This is a genomic window from Nocardiopsis alborubida (assembly GCF_012396365.1).
Classification (GTDB): Bacteria; Actinomycetota; Actinomycetes; order Streptosporangiales; family Streptosporangiaceae; genus Nocardiopsis; species Nocardiopsis alborubida.
The window spans coordinates 47,782-63,951 of sequence record NZ_JAAXPG010000005.1 but is presented as its reverse complement, the minus strand read 5'-3'; the positions used below and the strand labels follow the sequence as shown (position 1 = coordinate 63,951).

Here is a 16,170-nt window from a genome sequence, read left to right as displayed (position 1 = left end):
CACGCACAGGGTGCACAGGGTGGTGCGCACGGTGCCGGACGGCTCCCTCCGCGCCCCGCCTCCCCCGCGACATCCCTCACACCCTTCCCTGCGGCCCCTCCCCCGCCCTTCCACCGGCCTCGTGGCGCACCGCCGTGGCGGAGGCCGCACGGCACCGGTCAGGGGGACACGGAATGCGCGGCGCGGCGCCCTCGTTGAAGGAGATGGCCCGCGGGAGCGATCCGGCAGGCCGCCGTCCCGTCCCGCTGACCTACGATTGAGCACATGTCCTCCACACCATCCACCGAGCAGGTGCACACAGCCCTGGCCACGGTGCAAGACCCGGAGATCCACCGCCCCATCACCGATCTCGGCATGGTCAAGAGCGTCGACATCGCCGACGACGGTACCGTGAGCGTCGGCATCTACCTCACGGTGGCCGGATGCCCGATGAAGGGCCGTATCGAGAAGGACGTGACCGCCGCGGTGACCAAGGTCGCCGGGGTCACCTCCGTGCGCGTCGAGCTCGACGTGATGAGCGACGAGCAGCGCAAGGAACTCCAGACCAAGCTGCGCGGCGGCCAGGCGGAGAAGGAGATCCCCTTCGCCAAGCCGAACTCGCTCACCCGCGTCTTCGCCGTCGCCTCCGGCAAGGGCGGTGTCGGCAAGTCCTCCGTCACCGTGAACCTGGCCGCGGCCATGGCCGCCCAGGGCCACAAGGTCGGCGTCGTGGACGCCGACATCTACGGCCACTCGGTGCCCCGCATGCTCGGCGCGTCGGACTTCCCGACCAAGGTCGAGGACATGATCCTGCCGCCCACCGCGCATGACATCAAGGTCATCTCGGTCGGCATGTTCACGCAGGGCAACCAGCCTGTGGTGTGGCGGGGACCGATGCTGCACCGCGCCCTCCAGCAGTTCCTGTCGGACGTGTTCTGGGGCGACCTGGACGTGCTGCTGATGGACCTGCCCCCGGGCACCGGTGACATCGCCATCTCCACCGCGCAGCTGCTGCCCAACGCGGAGCTGCTCGTGGTGACCACACCGCAGCAGGCCGCCGCCGAGGTCGCCGAGCGCGCGGGCGCCATCACCGCCCAGACCCACCAGCGGATCGCGGGCGTGATCGAGAACATGTCGTACTACCTGCCGCCGGACGGCGGGGAGCCGGTCCACCTGTTCGGTGAGGGCGGTGGCCGCACGGTCGCCGACGCCCTCACCCGGACGCTGGGCACGGACATCCCGCTGCTGGGCCAGGTGCCCCTGGACACCCGGCTTCGCGAGGGCGGCGACGAGGGCAAGCCCCTGGTGCTGACCACCCCCGAGGCCGAGGCCAGCAGGGTGATCACCTCGATCGCCGACACCCTGGTCGGCAAGCCCCGCGGGCTGGCCGGTATGCAGCTGGGCATCTCCCCGGCGGGCCGCTAGACAGCGTTCCTCTGGGCCCCCGCTTCGCTTCGGCCCATGTCCGGGCTCCGGACGACACCTCTTCAGGGGCCGCGGCCCCGGACGGGAACGAGGCCCCCGAGCTCCGGGCTCGGGGGCCTCGCGTGTGTCCGGGACGGCCGGTCCGCGGCGGCCAGACCGGGACTGCCGGGCCGGGTCGGTCAGTCCGACGAGCCCAGCGTGACCGTGACGGTCTCGCGCTGGCCGTCGCGGTCGTACTCGATCTCGATCTCGTCGCCCGGGCTGCGGCTGCGCAGCATGGCGAGCAGCTCCTGGCCCGAGTTCACCGGGCGCCCGTCCAGGGAGAGGATGACGTCGCCCGGCTCCAGACCCGCCTGGTCCGCCGGGCCGCCGCTCTCCACCGCGTTCCCGCCGTCGGCGATGACCGCGCCCGCGACCGGGCTGTCCAGGTCGATCTCGGCCCCGATGTCGGCGTAGCTGGTCTCGCCGTACTCGATGAGGCGGTTGACGACGCGGTCGACCTCCGCCGACGGGATCGCGAAGCCCAGGCCGATGTTGCCCGTGGGCTCCCCCATGTAGCCCATGGTGACGATCATCGAGTTGACCCCGATGACCCGGCCCTCCAGGTCCACCAGCGGGCCGCCGGAGTTGCCAGGGTTGATGGCGGCGTCGGTCTGGAGCGCGTAGAAGCGGCTGGCGTTCTCGCCCTCGCCGGAGCTGACCGGGCGGTTGACGGCGCTGATGATGCCCTGCGTCACGGTTCCGGAGAAGCCCAGGGGCGCGCCGATGGCGATCACCTCGTCCCCGACGATGACCTGCTCGGAGTCGCCGAACTGGAGCGGCTCGACGTCGATCGGGTCGTCCAGCGACAGCACCGCGAGGTCGGAGCTGGGGTCTGAACCGACCACGGAGGCGTCGGAGAGGCTGCCGTCGCTGTACTCCACGACGATGCCGTCCTCCTCCAGACCGGCGGAGACGTGGTCGTTGGTCACCACGTAGTTCCCGTCGATGACGAACCCGGAGCCGCTGCTCGGGACGCTGGGGTCGGCGCTGTGGATGAACACCACGCTCGGGCTGACCCGCTGGGCCACACCGGCGATGGTGTCGGGGTCGCGCTGGGGGGCCTCGGGCGGCGGCTCGTTCATGACCGGGCCCTCCTCCTGCGCCGCCTCGTTGCCGGAGGAGCCGCCGAGGAGGGTGCCCGCGACACCGCCGGCGCCTCCGGCGATGAGCGCGACGACGAGCATGCCCGACAGCACCATCCACATCGGGACGCCGCGCCGCGGCCGCCTGGGCGCGGGGGGCTGCGAGGCGGCGTAGGGGTCGGTCGCGTGAGGCCCTGTGACGCCGGGTGCCGGGGAGCCCGGACCGGGGGCGCCGGGCTGGTTCGCGGGAGCGGCGTGCCCCGCCTGGAACGCCGCCGCGTAGCCGCCGTGGGCGGCCGACTGGCTTGTGGGGCCGGTGTGCTGTCCGGAGGCTGAGGGAGCACCGGGATTCATGGGGTTGCCGGGAGCCGAGGGGGTACCGGGACCGGGGTAGGCCGGACCGGAGGGATTGGCGGAGCTGGTGTAGGCGGTGGGACCGGAGGGATTGCCGGGACCGGGGAAGCCTCCGGTCCCGGAATGGGAGGAGGTCTGGTCGGATCGGGGGGCGACGGGCCGCTCGCCCGGTCCGGGGTCAGGGGTGGGGTTCATGGGGTCTCCACTGCCGGGAGGCTGGATGGGGGCGGCCTGTGCGCCGGGGACCCCCTGCCCGGACCGCGGAACCGGCCCGGGGTGACGCGGGGGCACGGGGTCGCCCTCCTGGTCCGCGGAGGTGTTCGGGGAGGGTGTCAGCGGCGTTCCGGCGGCCCGGGCGGGCCACCGGGGGCGCTCCGCACGGGCTGGCCACCGGGGGCGCTCCGCGGGTGCCGCGTCCGGCCCGTTCACCGGACCGGGCGCGGCGCGCTCAGGGGGTGTTCCACCGCCCGGCGGGGTCGCCCGGCCGGGCTCTCCCCCGTGTTCCGGGCGGCCGTTTTCCTCACTCAAGACCTGCTCCGTAAGTCGCTCGGCTGTGGGACGGCACGGGACCGGCCGGGGTGCTAGAGAAACCCCAGCCGGGACAGACCGCGGTGCACCCGGGCCCAGAAACCCGAACCCGGCCCGGGCAGCGCGGTCACGGCGGACGAGGCCAGCCCCGCGGGGGCGTCCGCGAGCACCGTGTAGACGAAGCCGTTCGCCTGCCACATGCTCTGGTACTGGCCCGCGTCTCCGCCGAAGATCGTGCCGTGTTGTGGTGTGACGCCGCTTCCCCCCGTCCCGGTTCCGGCGTATCCGGTCGGGTCTGTGGGGGAATGCTTGCTGTCCAGCTTCCCACGTTGGGTGAAAACCGACACCTGGGACAGACCGTCCGAGTAGACGGCGTGCACGACGCGGTGCCCGCCGTGCTCGGTGGACCGGGCGTCGACGAGCCGCAGGTTCCAGGCCAGGCACTCCGGGAGGGGCCACTCCTTCGCGCGCAGGTCGGCGCGCTCGGTCCCGGAGAGGGTGTCGCTCCAGGGGGAGTCGCCGAACGCCTCCTCCGGCCAGTCCTCCTCCCCCAGTTCGAGCCCGGTGAGACGGAAGCCGAGCGCCTGCTCGCCGTCGGCCCCGTAGACGCTCCTGCCCAGGAGCAGGCCGGTGGCTGTGTCCACCCAGAACCGCCCGGCGACGGTGCCGTCAGCGCGTCCGGCCTCCACCAGGCGGGCCTCCCGGCCGTCCAGGCGGGCGGGGCCCGCGTCCGAGACGGCGTAGGTGTCGCCGAGCATGCTGAGCAGGCGGTCGTCCAGCGACTCCAGGGCCGAGGAGGCGTCCACCACGAGGGCGGACTCCTCGTCGCCGACGGGGGCCAGGGCGATGCCGTCGCCGGGCCTGCTCACCACGCGCACACGCAGCGCACGGCCCTCCGCCGCCTGCGCGCCTTCCGTGTTCTCCGTGCCCTCTGCGTCCTCCGGTCCGATGATCTCGCGCACGGCCGAGTAGGCGATCTCGTCCTCCGCGGCGGCGGCGCGGTGCAGCACCGACATCCCGTCGTCGTCTCCCTCGGCCGGGACCGCCGTGGGATGGGGGTGCGTGGCGGCCGTGAGCAGCAGGGCGCACAGCAGTGCCACGACGAGGATCGTGACCGGGGCGGAGTTGGCGGAGGAGGGTTCCTCCGCGCTCACCGGGTGGTTTCGGTGGGGCCATGGGGGCCTTCGACGGCGGTGGGCCGCGCGTCGACCACCGGAATGTTGCGGCTGGTCAGCGCGTGCTCGACCGCGTAGTCGGCCAGGCGGGGCTCGACCACCGGCGTCTCCTCGGTGTCGCCCCCGGCCACGAACGCGCTGCCGAGCAGGGCCGTGGCCACGGCGAAGCCCGCGACGGCGTAGCGGCCGCCGGGAAAGGTCGGGAACAGGTCCGCGAGGCGGTCGCCGCGGCGTCGACGCTCGGACCCCGCGGCGCGCTCCGGCCGGGAAGGAGCCGGGCGGCCCGTGGCGGGCGCCCCGGTGCCCGTGGCGGGCGTTGTGCCCCCCGAGAGCGGGGGCGCGGCGGCCAGGGCGCCTCCGGGGAAGCCCCCCAGGGGACGGGAGGAGCCCAGGGGCGGGCTGCTGCCGAAGCCGTTCCCGCCGGCGGAGGGTCCGGAGGGCCCCCGGTCCGAGGGCCCGTGGTCGCGGGACAGGCTGGTGAGCCGCCCCATGAAGTCCGTGTCGGGCTCGGGCTCGCCCAGGCCGTGCAGGCGGCGCTTGAGGCGGCGCATCATGTCGGCCTCGAAGCGGCACGACTCGCACTTGGCCAGGTGGATGAGGGCGCTCTCGTGGTCGACAGGGCCGAGTTCGCCGTCGATGAGCGCGGAGAGCCGCTCTCCGAGGTGGTTCATACTCACTCCGCCTCCCCGTTGATGACGTTTCCGCCGCTGCGCGCCTCGTTGTCGGCGGCCAGGGACCGCCGGTGCTCCAGGGCCCGGCGCAGCTGGGCGCGGCCCCGGTGGATCCGGCTGCGGACGGTGCCGAGCTTGACGTCGAGCGTCGCCGCGATCTCCTCGTAGGAGAGTCCCTCGATGTCGCACAGGACGACCGGGGCGCGGAACTCGGCGGGCAGCGCGTCCAGGGCGGACTGGATGTCGGCGTCGAAGTGCCGGTCGTCGTAGCGCTGCGCGGGAGAGGGCTCGCGGCCCTCCAGGCGCTCGTCGGCGTTCTCGGCCAGGCCCTCGAAGCGAATGCGGGCCCGGCGCCGGGCCATGTCGAGGAAGAGGTTGGTGGTGATGCGGTGCAGCCACCCCTCGAAGGTGCCGGGGGTGTAGTTGGCCAGTGAGCGGAAGACCCGGATGAAGACCTCCTGCGTGAGGTCCTCGGCGTCGTGCTTGTTGCCGGTCAGCCGGTAGGCGAGCCGGTACACGCGCGGGGAGTGGGTCCGCACGACCTCGTCCCAGCTCGGGGGTTCCCATGCCTCGAATTCCACGGCAGGGCCGGACTCTGGCACCGCTGCTCCCTTCATCCCGTCGATCCGCCGCCAGGTTGGCCGGGGGGAGTTTGCTTCGTGGCGGTCAACGTACGTTCATCCCGTTTCAACGCCGGAGGACGTGGATTAAGTTCCCGCCGCAACGCTCGGAGTTCGGTCCGGTTCAGGCTAGTCTTTTGCCAGGGACATGACCTGGCCGCGACCGACATTCTACGTTGGGTGACCATCCACTGGTCAGAGCCCCACCAGACACGTGAACGCCGTGGGAGGCCGTTATCGCCAGTCCGGAGGAGACCGCGGCCCGGATCACCTGGGTCCGCGCCGAGCAGTCCCGGTTCGAGCAGGACGCCATGGAGGACGAGCCGCTGGCGGACGCCTACGAGACGGGAGGCCGGTCGTCGGCCCCGCCGGTGGACGCGGCGACGGGCACGGCCCTGCGCTTCCTGGCCGCCTCCATCGGCGCCCGCTCCGTGGTGGAGATCGGCACCGGGTGCGGGGTGTCGGGGATCTGGCTGCTGCGGGGGATGACCCCGGACGGGATCCTGACCACGGTGGACACCAACGCCGCCTACCAGGACTACGCGCGCTCGGCGTACTCCCGCGCGGGTTTCGGCCCCGGCCGGGCCCGGCTGATCCGCGGGACGGCCCTGGAGGTGCTGCCGCGGCTGACCGACGGCGGGTACGATCTGGTGTTCGTGGACGCCGACACGGTGTCCTACCCCCTGTACATGGACGAGGCGCTGCGCCTGCTGCGCCGGGGCGGGATGATGGTGTTCAACGGCGCCATGGTGGCCTCCAGCGAGCCGGACGGCCCGCTGCGCGTGCCCGACCCCCGCGAGACCGCCGTACGCGAGGTGATCCGCCGTGTGCGGGAGGGGGAGGAGTTCATCCCCATGCTGATGCCGGTGGGCGAGGGGCTGCTGGCCGCCATCCGGTAGGGCGCTCTCCACGGCTCCGCCCTCCTCCGAGCCGCCCCGCGCGCCCGCCCACGGAAAGGACACGACCGACGGTGATCAGCCGCGTCGACAGCACGGACCCCGCCGCCTTCGACGCCTGGTACGCGGCCGTGCGCGCGGCCGCGCTCGCCGACCGCGACCCCGGGGTGGTCCCTCTCCCGCACCCGGACTCCCTGCGCGCGGTGCTCTCCGGACGCGGGGGCGAGCGGCGGGCCCTGGCCTACGCGGCCCACGGGGAGGACGGCGGGGTCGTGGGCGCGCTCCTGCTGGAGTTCGGCGACCGGGACAACCTGTACCTGGCCGAGGCGGACGTCAACGTGCCCGTCGGGGTGCGGCGCAGGGGCCACGGGAGCCGCCTCCTGGAACACGCGGAGCGCGTCCTGGCCGACGAGGGGCGCACGACCGTGCTGGGCGGGGTCCAGTCGCCCCCGGACCGCTCCTTCGAGGACTGGCCCGGTGCCCGCTTCGCGCTCGCGCGCGGGTTCGAAGCGGTCCACGAGGAGGACTACTACGTCCTGGAGCTCCCGTTGGCCGCGCGGGTCCGCGAGGAGGTCGGCGCCGACGTGCTCGCCCTCGGGTCCCGCTACGAGCTGCTGACCTGGACGGACAGGTGCCCCGAGGAGCTGCTGGCCGACTACGCGCGGCTGCGCACGCGGATGCAGGCCGACGTCCCGCTCGGGGAGGCGGCCTTCGAGCGCGGGCTCTGGGACCCCGCGCGCGTCCGTGACCAGGAGGACCGCCGCCGCTCCCAGCGGTACCGCACGCTCGTCTGCGCGGCCCGGGCCTCCACCGGCGGCCTGGCCGGGTACAGCGAGATCGCCCTGCCCGAGGGGGAGGGCGCCGCCTACCAGGAGGACACCCTGGTGGCGCCCGGGCACCGGGGCAACCGCCTGGGCTCGGCGCTGAAGCTGCGCAACCTGGAGGTGCTGGCCGCGGAGTTCCCCGAGCGGGTCCAGGTCCGCACCTGGAACGCCCCGGGGAACGCCCCCATGCGCGGGGTCAACCTGCGCCTGGGCTTTCGCCCGGTGGAGCGCCTCCACGAGTTCCAGCGCGTCCTGCCCGGATGAGGCCCCTCCCCCGCGGAAGCGGGGGGTTCCCGGCCCGGCTCCGTCCCCGAGCGGGTTCCGGCGAGCTGGCCGGGCCTGTCACCGGTGTGGCTCATGAGGCCCTGACCTGGGATGATCTTGTACTTGTAGCGCGTCTCGGCGCTCGAACCTCGCTACGAGTACAAGATCACGGCGGAGGGGAGGGGCGGCTAGCGCTCGGCGAGCCAGCGCAGCAGGGTGCGCGTGGCGAAGGCGGTGCCGCCCTTGCTGAGCAGGCCGCTCTCCTTGGTCGACCGGCCCGGGCCCGCGATGTCCAGGTGGGCCCAGGGCAGGCCGCCGGTGAACTCGCGCAGGAACAGCGCGGCGTCGGTGGCCCCCGCCGGGCCGAAGTCGCGGCGGGTCCCGATGTTGGCCAGGTCCGCCACGCGGGACTTGGTGGTCTCGGCGTACTCCTCGGTCAGCGGCATGCGCCACAGGGGCTCGCCGGAGGCCCGGCCAGCGGTCTCGATCTCCGCGGCGAGCGCGTCGTCGGTGCTGTACAGGGCGCCCGTGCCCGTACCGAGCGCGACCTTGGCCGCGCCGGTGAGGGTGGCCACGTCCACGAGCACGTCCGGGGCCAGCTCGGCGACCGCGTAGCCCATGGCGTCGGCCAGGACCAGGCGGCCCTCGGCGTCGGAGTTGAGCACCTCGACGGTCGTGCCGCCGTAGGTGGTGAGCACGTCGCCGATGCGGGTGGCGTCGCCGCCGAAGGCGTTCTCGGCCAGCGCCAGCAGGCCGGTCACCCGGACCGGGGCGCCCACGGCCGACAGGGCGGACAGCACCGCGAGCACGACCGCCGAGCCGCTCATGTCGGTCTTCATCAGCGACATGTTGTCGTTGGGCTTGAGCGAGAGGCCGCCGGTGTCGAAGGTGATGCCCTTGCCGACCAGCACCACGTGCGCGGCGGGGTCGTCGGGGGTGTAGGAGAGCTGGACCAGCCGCGGGGGGCGTGAGGAGCCCCGGCCGACGCCGAGGATGGCGCCGAAGCCCTCGTCCTCCAGCTCCCGCTCGTCCCAGACCCGTACCTGGAGGCCGGATTCGGCGGCGACCTCGCGGGCGCGGGCGGCCATCCACTCGGGGTCCTTGGTCAGGGACGGGGTGTTGATGAGGTCGCGGGCCAGGGCGGTGGCCGCGGCCAGCCGGGTGCCGCGCTCCAGCGCGTCGGCGAGGTCCCCGGCGCCCGGGGCCACCACCTCGATCACCGGGGCGGGGCGCCTGTCCGCCGGGGGTTCGGCGGTCTTGAGGCTGAAGGTGTAGGAGGCCAGGAGGGCGCCCTCGGCGAAGGCGGTGGCGGCGTCTCCGCCGACCCCCGGCCAGGCCAGGGCGACCCTTTCTCTTCCCCGGGCGGCCCGGGACAGGGCTGCGCCGGCCTTCCGGAGGTCGTCGGGGGAACCCGAACCGACCCCCAGAAGTGCCAGCCGTACCAGCCCCTGGTCCCGGGGCACCGGGAACTGGGCCAGCTCACCGGGTTTCCCGGCGAGCGAGTAGTGCGCGAACAGATCGGTGAGCGGAGCCGGAAGCACCTGTGTCAGGCCGCCCTCGGCGACCCCTTCGACCTCCGCGGGTCCGCCGTCTCCCGAGAGGACGGGAAGGACCAGCAGGTCCGCGGTGGATTCGGCGAGGCTCCCCGGACGGGGCTGGATCTCCGTGGCGAATGGCACAGGCCGCTCACAATCGTTCGCTGTCATGGGGGTCTACGACCTCGGGGGGCCGTCGGGCGTTCCTGCCCGGGTGGGGGAGGGAAGAACGTGGTGCCGGACCTAGCCGACGACACCCTTGAGCGCGTCCCGGAGTTCGGTCGCCTCGGCCGGCGTCAGCTCGACGACCAGGCGTCCGCCCCCCTCCAGCGGGACCCGCATGATGATGCCGCGACCCTCCTTGGTGACCTCCATCGGCCCGTCGCTGGTCCTCGGCTTCATCGCCGCCATGCCATTCCCCTTTCTAGGTGTTCCTCGCGGGTGATCCGGGGCCGACCCACAGCACCGGCGCCGATCCGCTTGGGCCGTCTCGGCTCCGGAGCCGTGGGCCGGTTCCGCGTGACTCGCGCCCGTGTGGCTTAAGGGACGTGAATCACTCTTCGACCATTATCTCGGAGGTTGGCCCCCGTGTGTGCGCCAGTGGGCGGCCGGGCCGCCTCCGGCGGTTTCCACCAGCGAGGAAACGTCGGTCAGTAAGGTTATATCGGTACTGGCCGAAACCTGGTGAGCGCACGGGGATCCGCGCGGGCCCGCACCCGGGGCGGCGGGCCGGACCCGAAAGTCCGGCGACACCTGAACAACAACTCCGACCTGGGCTTTCGTCCCCAGCGGGAACCCGTCTCCCCCGGAGTCGCGGTCGGACGGCTCCGGGACGGTACCGCCTCCCGGCGGTCGGATCAGCGCCCGGAGCGGGCGGTGATCCGGACGACCGGATCAGCTCAGAGGGCCCGTCGATGTCATCCGGGTGCCCTCGTCGGTGATCGAGGACCACTCCGCCCTCAGTCCGCCGTCCGCGACGGGCGACAGGGTCAGTTCGGCCTCGTCGACGCAGCGGTCCTCGGGGTCGGCGGTCTCGGTGTAGGCGTAGACGCGCCGGTCGTTGTCACCCGCGGACAGCACGAGCGTCCCCGAGCAGGTGAAGGTCGTCCAGGCGGTGCTGCCGCGTTCGGCGCCCTCCTCGATCCGCACCTCGGCGTGCCAGTCGGCGACGTGCTGGCCCTCGGTGTTCACCTGGACCATCTCGCCCGCCCAGGAGCCGACGAACGCCTCCGCCGGGGCCGCGGCCTCCTGCGGTGTCTCCTCGCCGTCGGCCAGCAGGGCCCACGCGGTGGCCCCTCCGCCGATCAGGAGGACGGCCAGTGCGACCGCGCCCAGAACGGTGAACTGGCGGCGGCGCCTGCCGCTGTGCCGGGTCGACCTGGGCGGCGGCCACAGGGACAGCTGTTGCACGGGAGAGGCGGCTGTCACGGAGGAAGCGGGCCCTTCGCGCCGGTCGTCGGCTCCCGACTCCAGTTCGGCTGCTGTGTCCATCCTCGCCATCCTCAACGGTGATGCACCCGCTCCGGCGGAGCGGGGGGAACGCGGATACAGCGACCGAGGATAGAGCACCGGAACCCGCAGGTTTCGCCCGATAACCGCGCGGGGAGTGTGATGCACGGCATAGGCGGAGGCGAACGCCAGGTCAGGAAGGTACCGCCGATCGTGACCCGCGCCACAGGTTTGGGTGCGAGGTCAGCGCTCGTCGCCGCGGGACGGGGAGTCGCCGGAGACGTCCGCGGCCCCGGAGCTCCGGTCGGGCTCAGGGCCTTCGGCGGACTCGGGATTCCGGGCGGACCCAGGAGCCTCTGAGGGCTCAGGGCTTCCGGAGACCTCCGAAAGCGCGGTGTTCTCCGCGTTCTCTGGCTTCTCCTCGGTCTCCTGGTTCTCCGCGCCCTCGGAGTCCTCGATGGCCTCGGTGGGCGCGGTGGTCCCAGTGGCCCCGGCGGGCGCGGAACTCCAGACGGCGGAGTCCGCCGGTCCGGCCGCGGCTCCGGGCCGGAAGGCACCGCTGCCGAAGCCCCCGAGCGCGGTGCTCCCCGCCCTGGCGGGGCCGTACGCGCTCTGCTCGGGGGCGTAGGCGTCACCGGGCAGGTGCGCCCCGGGGATCGGTCCGGTGCCCTCCGGAACGTAGGAGGGGTCCAGGCGCGACAGGCGCCACTCCAGGTCCTGGATGTGCTCCTCGCGCTCGCGCAGCGTGGCGGTGAGGCGCAGCAGGAGCTCGTCCACGGCGCGCACGTGGTAACCCCACATGGCCAGGGGCAGCATCAGGCGGCCCAGGTCGAACGCCTTGACGGGCCGGTCTTCGGGCAGGGCGAGCGGGGGGTGGTCGGCCTCGAAGCGGGCGAGCTGGCCGCCCTTGCCCAGCACGACGTAGACGACTCCCACGAGGACGGAGAGCGCGGCGGCGGCGACGAGGACCATGATGAGAACAGGCACGGACACGATCGTGCCACACGCCGCTCCCCGCCGCCCCTGCCGTGCGCCGCTCCGTCCACCGGCCGCGGGCCGTTACTGCTCCGGGCCGGGGTGCTCCTCCGACTGCTCGTGCTGGCGGGTGATGTCCAGGTGGGACTTGCGGATGATGTCGACCACCTCGTCGAGGTCGTCGGTCACCTGGACCAGCTCCATGTCGTGCGACTTGATGAGCTGGTTCTCCATGAGGCTGGAGCGGATCCAGTCCCGCATCCCGCCCCAGAACTCGGTGCCGACCAGGACGATCGGGAAGCGGGTGACCTTGTTGGTCTGCACGAGGGTGGCCGCCTCGAACAGCTCGTCCAGGGTGCCGAAGCCCCCGGGCAGGACCACGAACGCCTGGGAGTACTTCACGAACATCGTCTTGCGGACGAAGAAGTACCGGAAGGTCACCCCGATGTCGACGTAGTCGTTGAGCGTCTGCTCGAACGGCAGCTCGATGCCGAGCCCGACGGACAGCCCGCCCGCCTGCTGGGCGCCCTTGTTGACCGCCTCCATCATCCCCGGCCCGCCGCCGGTGATGGTGGCGTACCCGGCCTCCGCCAGCTTGGCGCCCATCTGGACGCCGATGTCGTAGTAGCGGTTCCCGGGCCGCAGGCGGGCCGAGCCGAACACGCTCACCGCCGAGGGCAGCTCCGAGAGCAGCCCGAAGCCCTCCACGAACTCCGACTGGATGCGCAGCACCCGCCACGGGTCGGTGTGCACCCAGTCCGTGGGGCCCCGCTGGTCGAGGAGGCGCTGGTCGGTGGTGGTGTTGGGGATGGAGTCGCCCCGGTAGGTGAGGGGCCCTGCGCGTCGCACGGTCTCTTCTTCTTCCGTCATGACGTAAAGCTATCCGCGTGGAACCGGCTCACACGTGAATCACACGTTTCACGGGGGTGGCCACAAACGGCCTTTTCGCCGCCCCGGCCGGTGTCCGGACTGGTCACGGACCCGCCGACCGGGGCGCGGCGGGGTTCAGCGGGTGCCCGACAACCAGGCGACCATGCGCTCCTCGGCCTCGTGGATCCGGGGGATCCCGGCGTACTCGTCCTTGGTGTGGGCGAGCATCGGGTCGCCGGGGCCGTAGTTGACGGCGGGCACGCCCAGCTCGGAGAAGCGGGAGACGTCGGTCCAGCCGAGCTTGGCCCGGGCGCTGCCCTCCCCCACCGCGGTGACGAACGCCGCGGCCGAGGGCTCGTCCAGCCCGGGCCGGGCGGGGGCGGCGGCGTCGACCACCTCGACCTCGAACCCGTCGAAGACCTCGCGCAGGTGCGCCTCGGCGTCGGCGACGGACAGGTCGGGGGCGAAGCGGTAGTTGACCCTGACCACGCACGCGTCGGGGATGACGTTGCCCGCGACCCCGCCCTCGATGGCCACGGCGTTGAGGCCCTCGTGGAAGCGCAGCCCCTCCACCTCGGGTTCGCGCGGGGTGTAGGCGCGCAGGACGTCCAGGACGGCTCCGGCGCCGTGGATGGCGTTCACGCCCATCCACGAGCGGGCGCTGTGGGCGCGCTTGCCCCGGGTGGTGACCTCCACCCGCATGGTGCCCTGGCAACCGCCCTCGATGACACCGTCGGTGGGCTCCATGAGGACCGCGAAGTCCCCCGCCAGCCACTCGGGGTGGTTGCGGGCCAGGCGGAGCAGGCCGTTGCGGGAGGCGTCGACCTCCTCGTTGTCGTAGAAGACGTAGGTGACGTCGTGCACGGGCTCGGTGACCAGGGCGGCCAGCCTGAGCTGGACGGCGACACCGGCCTTCATGTCCGAGGTGCCGCACCCGTAGAGGCGGTCGCCGACGACGCGGGAGGGCACGTTGTCGACGATGGGGACGGTGTCGATGTGCCCGGCGATGACGACGCGGCGGGGGCGGCCCAGGTCCGTGCGGGCGACGACGGCGTCGCCGTCGCGGTGGACGCGCAGGTGGGGCAGGGCCGACAGGGCGCCCTCGACGGCGTCGGCGAGGACCTTCTCGTCGCCGCTCTCGGATCGGATGTCCACGAGGGCTGCGGTCAGGGCCGCGGCGTCCGAGGTCAGGTCCAGCATGTGTCGCCCCGTTTCGGTGAGGTTGGGTAGCTGTTGGGCCGGGGGAGTCCGCACCCCCGCTCCGGCGTAGCCGCGCCCCCGGTCCGGGGCGGCTGCCGCCCCCCAGTCTGGGGCAGCCGGGGACCCGACCCGAACCCGCCCCGCGGACACGGCCGGGGCGCCCCCCTGTGCGGAGGTGCGCCCCGGAGGAGGTGCGAGGGGGTCAGGCGTTGACGCCGTGCTCGCGGAGCAGGTCGTTGAGCGCCAGCTTGTCGTGCTCCTGCCCCTCCTTCAGGCGCTTGAGCACGAGCAGCACCGGCATGCCGAAGTCGCCGCCGGGGAAGCTCTTGGCGCGGTTGGCGGTGACGCACACCGACCAGGCCGGGGCCTCGCCGCGCGGGAGCTCCTCGCCGGTCTCGGCGTCGAACACGCGGGTGGAGGAGGTGAGGATGGTGCCCGCGCCGAGCTTGGCGCCCTTGCGCACGCGGGCGCCCTCGACGACCATGCTGCGGGAGCCGAGGAAGGCGTCGTCCTCGATGACCACCGGGGAGGCCTGCGGCGGTTCGAGGACGCCGCCGACACCGACGCCGCCGGACAGGTGGACGTTCTCGCCGACCTGGGCGCAGGAGCCGACCGTGGCCCAGGTGTCGACCATGGTGCCGGAGCCGACGTGGGCGCCGATGTTGGTGAAGGACGGCATCAGGACGACGCCGGGGGCGAGGTAGGAGCCCCAGCGGGCGATCGCCCCGGCGACGACGCGGACGCCGTCGAAGCGGGTCTTGAGCGGCATGCGGTCGTGGTGGTAGAAGTCGCCGACGTGCGACTCCTTCATCTCCAGGACCTTGAAGCCGAGGAGGATGGAGCGCTTGGCGCGCTCGTCGACCACGACCTCGTCGGTGGAGGGGTCGACGAAGGCCACGCGGGCCTTGCCCTCGTCGATCTGGTCGATCGCGCCGATGATGGTCTCACGGGCCTCGGTGTGGCCGGGCGTGAGCTCGGCGCGGCTCTCCCAGAGTTCGTCGATCCGGTCGGGCAGCGGGCTGGAGTACGAGCTGGTCATGTGCACACACGTTAGCCGCTCGCGCCGGGTGCGGGGGCACCCCCTCCCCGAGGCGGCCGTCACCTCCGGCACGGCCCGCCCGCCGCCGTGACGGCGGCTACAATGCGGCGGTGGCGCCGCGTGCGCCCCCGCGCGGCGCCTCCTCCCGGTGCGGCGCGCCCACCTGTCGCCGACCCTTGGTTCGCCCGTGCCCAGTAAGCGCCGGAGGCTCTCCGCCTTCGTCAAGATCCTGCTCTCCCTGGTCCTCGTCTGCGGCACGCTCGTCGCCGGGGCCTACTACGTGCTGACCACGTTCGAGCCGATCGACACCACTCCCCCGCCCGAGCCCGGCTGCCGCCTGACCCTGTCCGACGGCCGGTACTCGATGGAGGGCGAGCAGGCCGCGAGCGCGGCCACCGTGGGAGGCGTGGCGTTCGGCCAGGACCTGCCCCCGGAGGCCGTGACGATCGCCTTCGCGACGGTGTGGCAGGAGTCGGCGTTCTACAACGTGGAGTACGGCGACCGGGACTCCCTGGGGCTGTTCCAGCAGCGGCCATCGCAGGAGTGGGGCGACCCGGAGCAGATCCTCGACCCGGTGTACGCCAGCAGCTCGTTCTACGAGGAGCTGGTGGAGGTGGAGGGCTGGAGGTCCATCCCGGTCTACGAGGCGGCCCAGGCGGTGCAGCGCAGCGCCGACGGCTACGCCTACGACCAGCACGAGCGCCTGTCCACGCGGATGGCCGAGGTCTTCACCGGCATGCAGGGGGCCGCGCTGACGTGCTGGTACGGCGCCGAGGGGCTGGAGGACCTGCGGTCCGGGGAGGCGGACACCGACGCCGCCCTGGAGGAGATGGAGCGGGTGTTCGGCACCGACCCGGCGGACCTGCCGCTGGAGGGGGACGAGGAGCCGCGGACCGGCGACCTGGGCTGGTCGATGGCCCTGTGGGCGGTGGCCCACGCCGAGGAGTACGGGCTGACGTCGGTGTCCTACGACGGCCAGCGGTGGCGGGCCTCGGACGGCACGGACGACGCCGAGGACTGGGCGGCGGCCGGCGGGGGCGACACCGGGGGCGGCCTGGTCCTGGAGTGACCCGGACCCCGGAATGACCCGGGCACTGGAGTGGCCCGGTGGTCCGGGACGGTTCGCGGGCCCGTTTCCGGGCCGGTTCGCTTACCGGTTCGGGAACCGGCCCCGCGCGCCGGTGGACCCGTGTGCCGGTGGTCCCGTGCTCCCGAACGGCCGGGCACGCCACACGGCACCAG

At 73.2% G+C, this 16,170-nt stretch carries 15 protein-coding genes; 4 read left to right on the top strand and 11 right to left on the bottom strand.

Annotated elements, in window-relative coordinates:
* The first annotated feature begins 264 nt into the window (after positions 1 to 264).
* A complete protein-coding gene (locus tag HGB44_RS06770) occupies positions 265 to 1,404 on the top strand; it encodes an Mrp/NBP35 family ATP-binding protein (protein ID WP_061082180.1) in 1,140 nt (379 codons plus the stop codon).
* Positions 1,405 to 1,583: 179 nt separating this feature from the next.
* Here HGB44_RS06770 and HGB44_RS06765 read toward each other — a convergent pair whose 3' ends face one another.
* From HGB44_RS06765 to sigE, 4 genes are all read right to left on the bottom strand, one after another.
* A complete protein-coding gene (locus HGB44_RS06765) occupies positions 1,584 to 2,882 on the bottom strand; it encodes a S1C family serine protease (protein ID WP_210751271.1) in 1,299 nt (432 codons plus the stop codon).
* 581 nt (positions 2,883 to 3,463) lie between these two features.
* Positions 3,464 to 4,564, bottom strand: coding sequence for a LolA-like protein (locus HGB44_RS06760; protein ID WP_061082179.1), 1,101 nt, complete (start codon positions 4,562 to 4,564; stop codon positions 3,464 to 3,466).
* Entirely contained in the window at positions 4,561 to 5,256 is a 696-nt protein-coding gene (locus HGB44_RS06755; protein ID WP_061082178.1) for an anti-sigma factor family protein, read from the bottom strand. Before HGB44_RS06755 ends, HGB44_RS06760 begins: the two co-directional genes overlap by 4 nt.
* Before the next feature lie 2 nt (positions 5,257 to 5,258).
* The gene (gene sigE / locus HGB44_RS06750) at positions 5,259 to 5,873 is read right to left on the bottom strand and encodes an RNA polymerase sigma factor SigE (protein WP_165435966.1); all 615 of its coding nucleotides are present in this window, start codon (positions 5,871 to 5,873) and stop codon (positions 5,259 to 5,261) included.
* Positions 5,874 to 6,187: 314 nt separating this feature from the next.
* On the opposite strand from sigE, the gene HGB44_RS06745 reads away from it, so the two are divergent.
* Positions 6,188 to 6,775: an O-methyltransferase gene (locus tag HGB44_RS06745; protein ID WP_061082177.1), complete on the top strand. Its 588-nt coding sequence runs from the start codon at positions 6,188 to 6,190 to the stop codon at positions 6,773 to 6,775.
* A gap of 71 nt (positions 6,776 to 6,846) precedes the next feature.
* On the top strand, positions 6,847 to 7,860 hold the full coding sequence (locus HGB44_RS06740; RefSeq protein ID WP_061082176.1) for a GNAT family N-acetyltransferase: 1,014 nt from the start codon (positions 6,847 to 6,849) through the stop codon (positions 7,858 to 7,860).
* 188 nt (positions 7,861 to 8,048) lie between these two features.
* Here the strand turns inward: HGB44_RS06740 and HGB44_RS06735 are convergent, their stop codons facing one another.
* From HGB44_RS06735 to HGB44_RS06705, 7 genes are all read right to left on the bottom strand, one after another.
* Positions 8,049 to 9,539, bottom strand: coding sequence for a leucyl aminopeptidase (locus HGB44_RS06735; protein ID WP_061082175.1), 1,491 nt, complete (start codon positions 9,537 to 9,539; stop codon positions 8,049 to 8,051).
* A 99-nt stretch (positions 9,540 to 9,638) separates the two neighbouring features.
* A complete protein-coding gene (locus tag HGB44_RS06730) occupies positions 9,639 to 9,806 on the bottom strand; it encodes a DUF3117 domain-containing protein (protein ID WP_013154899.1) in 168 nt (55 codons plus the stop codon).
* A 483-nt stretch (positions 9,807 to 10,289) separates the two neighbouring features.
* Entirely contained in the window at positions 10,290 to 10,886 is a 597-nt protein-coding gene (locus tag HGB44_RS06725) for a hypothetical protein (RefSeq protein WP_061082174.1), read from the bottom strand.
* Positions 10,887 to 11,087: 201 nt separating this feature from the next.
* Positions 11,088 to 11,831, bottom strand: coding sequence for a hypothetical protein (locus tag HGB44_RS32820; protein WP_394327820.1), 744 nt, complete (start codon positions 11,829 to 11,831; stop codon positions 11,088 to 11,090).
* Between the two features lie 72 nt (positions 11,832 to 11,903).
* Entirely contained in the window at positions 11,904 to 12,689 is a 786-nt protein-coding gene (locus HGB44_RS06715; RefSeq protein WP_082768505.1) for an LOG family protein, read from the bottom strand.
* A gap of 135 nt (positions 12,690 to 12,824) precedes the next feature.
* Positions 12,825 to 13,889 carry a succinyl-diaminopimelate desuccinylase gene (gene dapE, locus HGB44_RS06710; RefSeq protein ID WP_061082172.1) on the bottom strand — a complete coding sequence of 355 codons (1,065 nt, stop codon included), beginning with the start codon at positions 13,887 to 13,889 and terminating at the stop codon, positions 12,825 to 12,827.
* 202 nt (positions 13,890 to 14,091) lie between these two features.
* Positions 14,092 to 14,928 carry a 2,3,4,5-tetrahydropyridine-2,6-dicarboxylate N-succinyltransferase gene (locus HGB44_RS06705; protein ID WP_061082171.1) on the bottom strand — a complete coding sequence of 279 codons (837 nt, stop codon included), beginning with the start codon at positions 14,926 to 14,928 and terminating at the stop codon, positions 14,092 to 14,094.
* A gap of 187 nt (positions 14,929 to 15,115) precedes the next feature.
* Here HGB44_RS06705 and HGB44_RS06700 point away from each other — a divergent pair, with 187 nt between their 5' ends.
* Complete coding sequence (locus HGB44_RS06700) at positions 15,116 to 15,997, top strand: hypothetical protein (protein ID WP_061082170.1); 882 nt, start codon at positions 15,116 to 15,118, stop codon at positions 15,995 to 15,997.
* Positions 15,998 to 16,170 lie beyond the last annotated feature (173 nt).

Coding starts and splice junctions, on each gene's coding strand:
- HGB44_RS06770 (WP_061082180.1), top strand. CDS start 265: ATGTCCTCCACACCATCCACCGAGCAGGTGCACACAGCCCTGGCCACG.
- HGB44_RS06765 (WP_210751271.1), bottom strand. CDS start 2,882: ATGAATCCCGGTGCTCCCTCAGCCTCCGGACAGCACACCGGCCCCACA.
- HGB44_RS06755 (WP_061082178.1), bottom strand. CDS start 5,256: ATGAACCACCTCGGAGAGCGGCTCTCCGCGCTCATCGACGGCGAACTC.
- sigE (WP_165435966.1), bottom strand. CDS start 5,873: ATGAAGGGAGCAGCGGTGCCAGAGTCCGGCCCTGCCGTGGAATTCGAG.
- HGB44_RS06745 (WP_061082177.1), top strand. CDS start 6,188: ATGGAGGACGAGCCGCTGGCGGACGCCTACGAGACGGGAGGCCGGTCG.
- HGB44_RS06730 (WP_013154899.1), bottom strand. CDS start 9,806: ATGGCGGCGATGAAGCCGAGGACCAGCGACGGGCCGATGGAGGTCACC.
- HGB44_RS06725 (WP_061082174.1), bottom strand. CDS start 10,886: ATGGACACAGCAGCCGAACTGGAGTCGGGAGCCGACGACCGGCGCGAA.
- HGB44_RS06715 (WP_082768505.1), bottom strand. CDS start 12,689: ATGACGGAAGAAGAAGAGACCGTGCGACGCGCAGGGCCCCTCACCTAC.
- dapE (WP_061082172.1), bottom strand. CDS start 13,889: ATGCTGGACCTGACCTCGGACGCCGCGGCCCTGACCGCAGCCCTCGTG.
- HGB44_RS06705 (WP_061082171.1), bottom strand. CDS start 14,928: ATGACCAGCTCGTACTCCAGCCCGCTGCCCGACCGGATCGACGAACTC.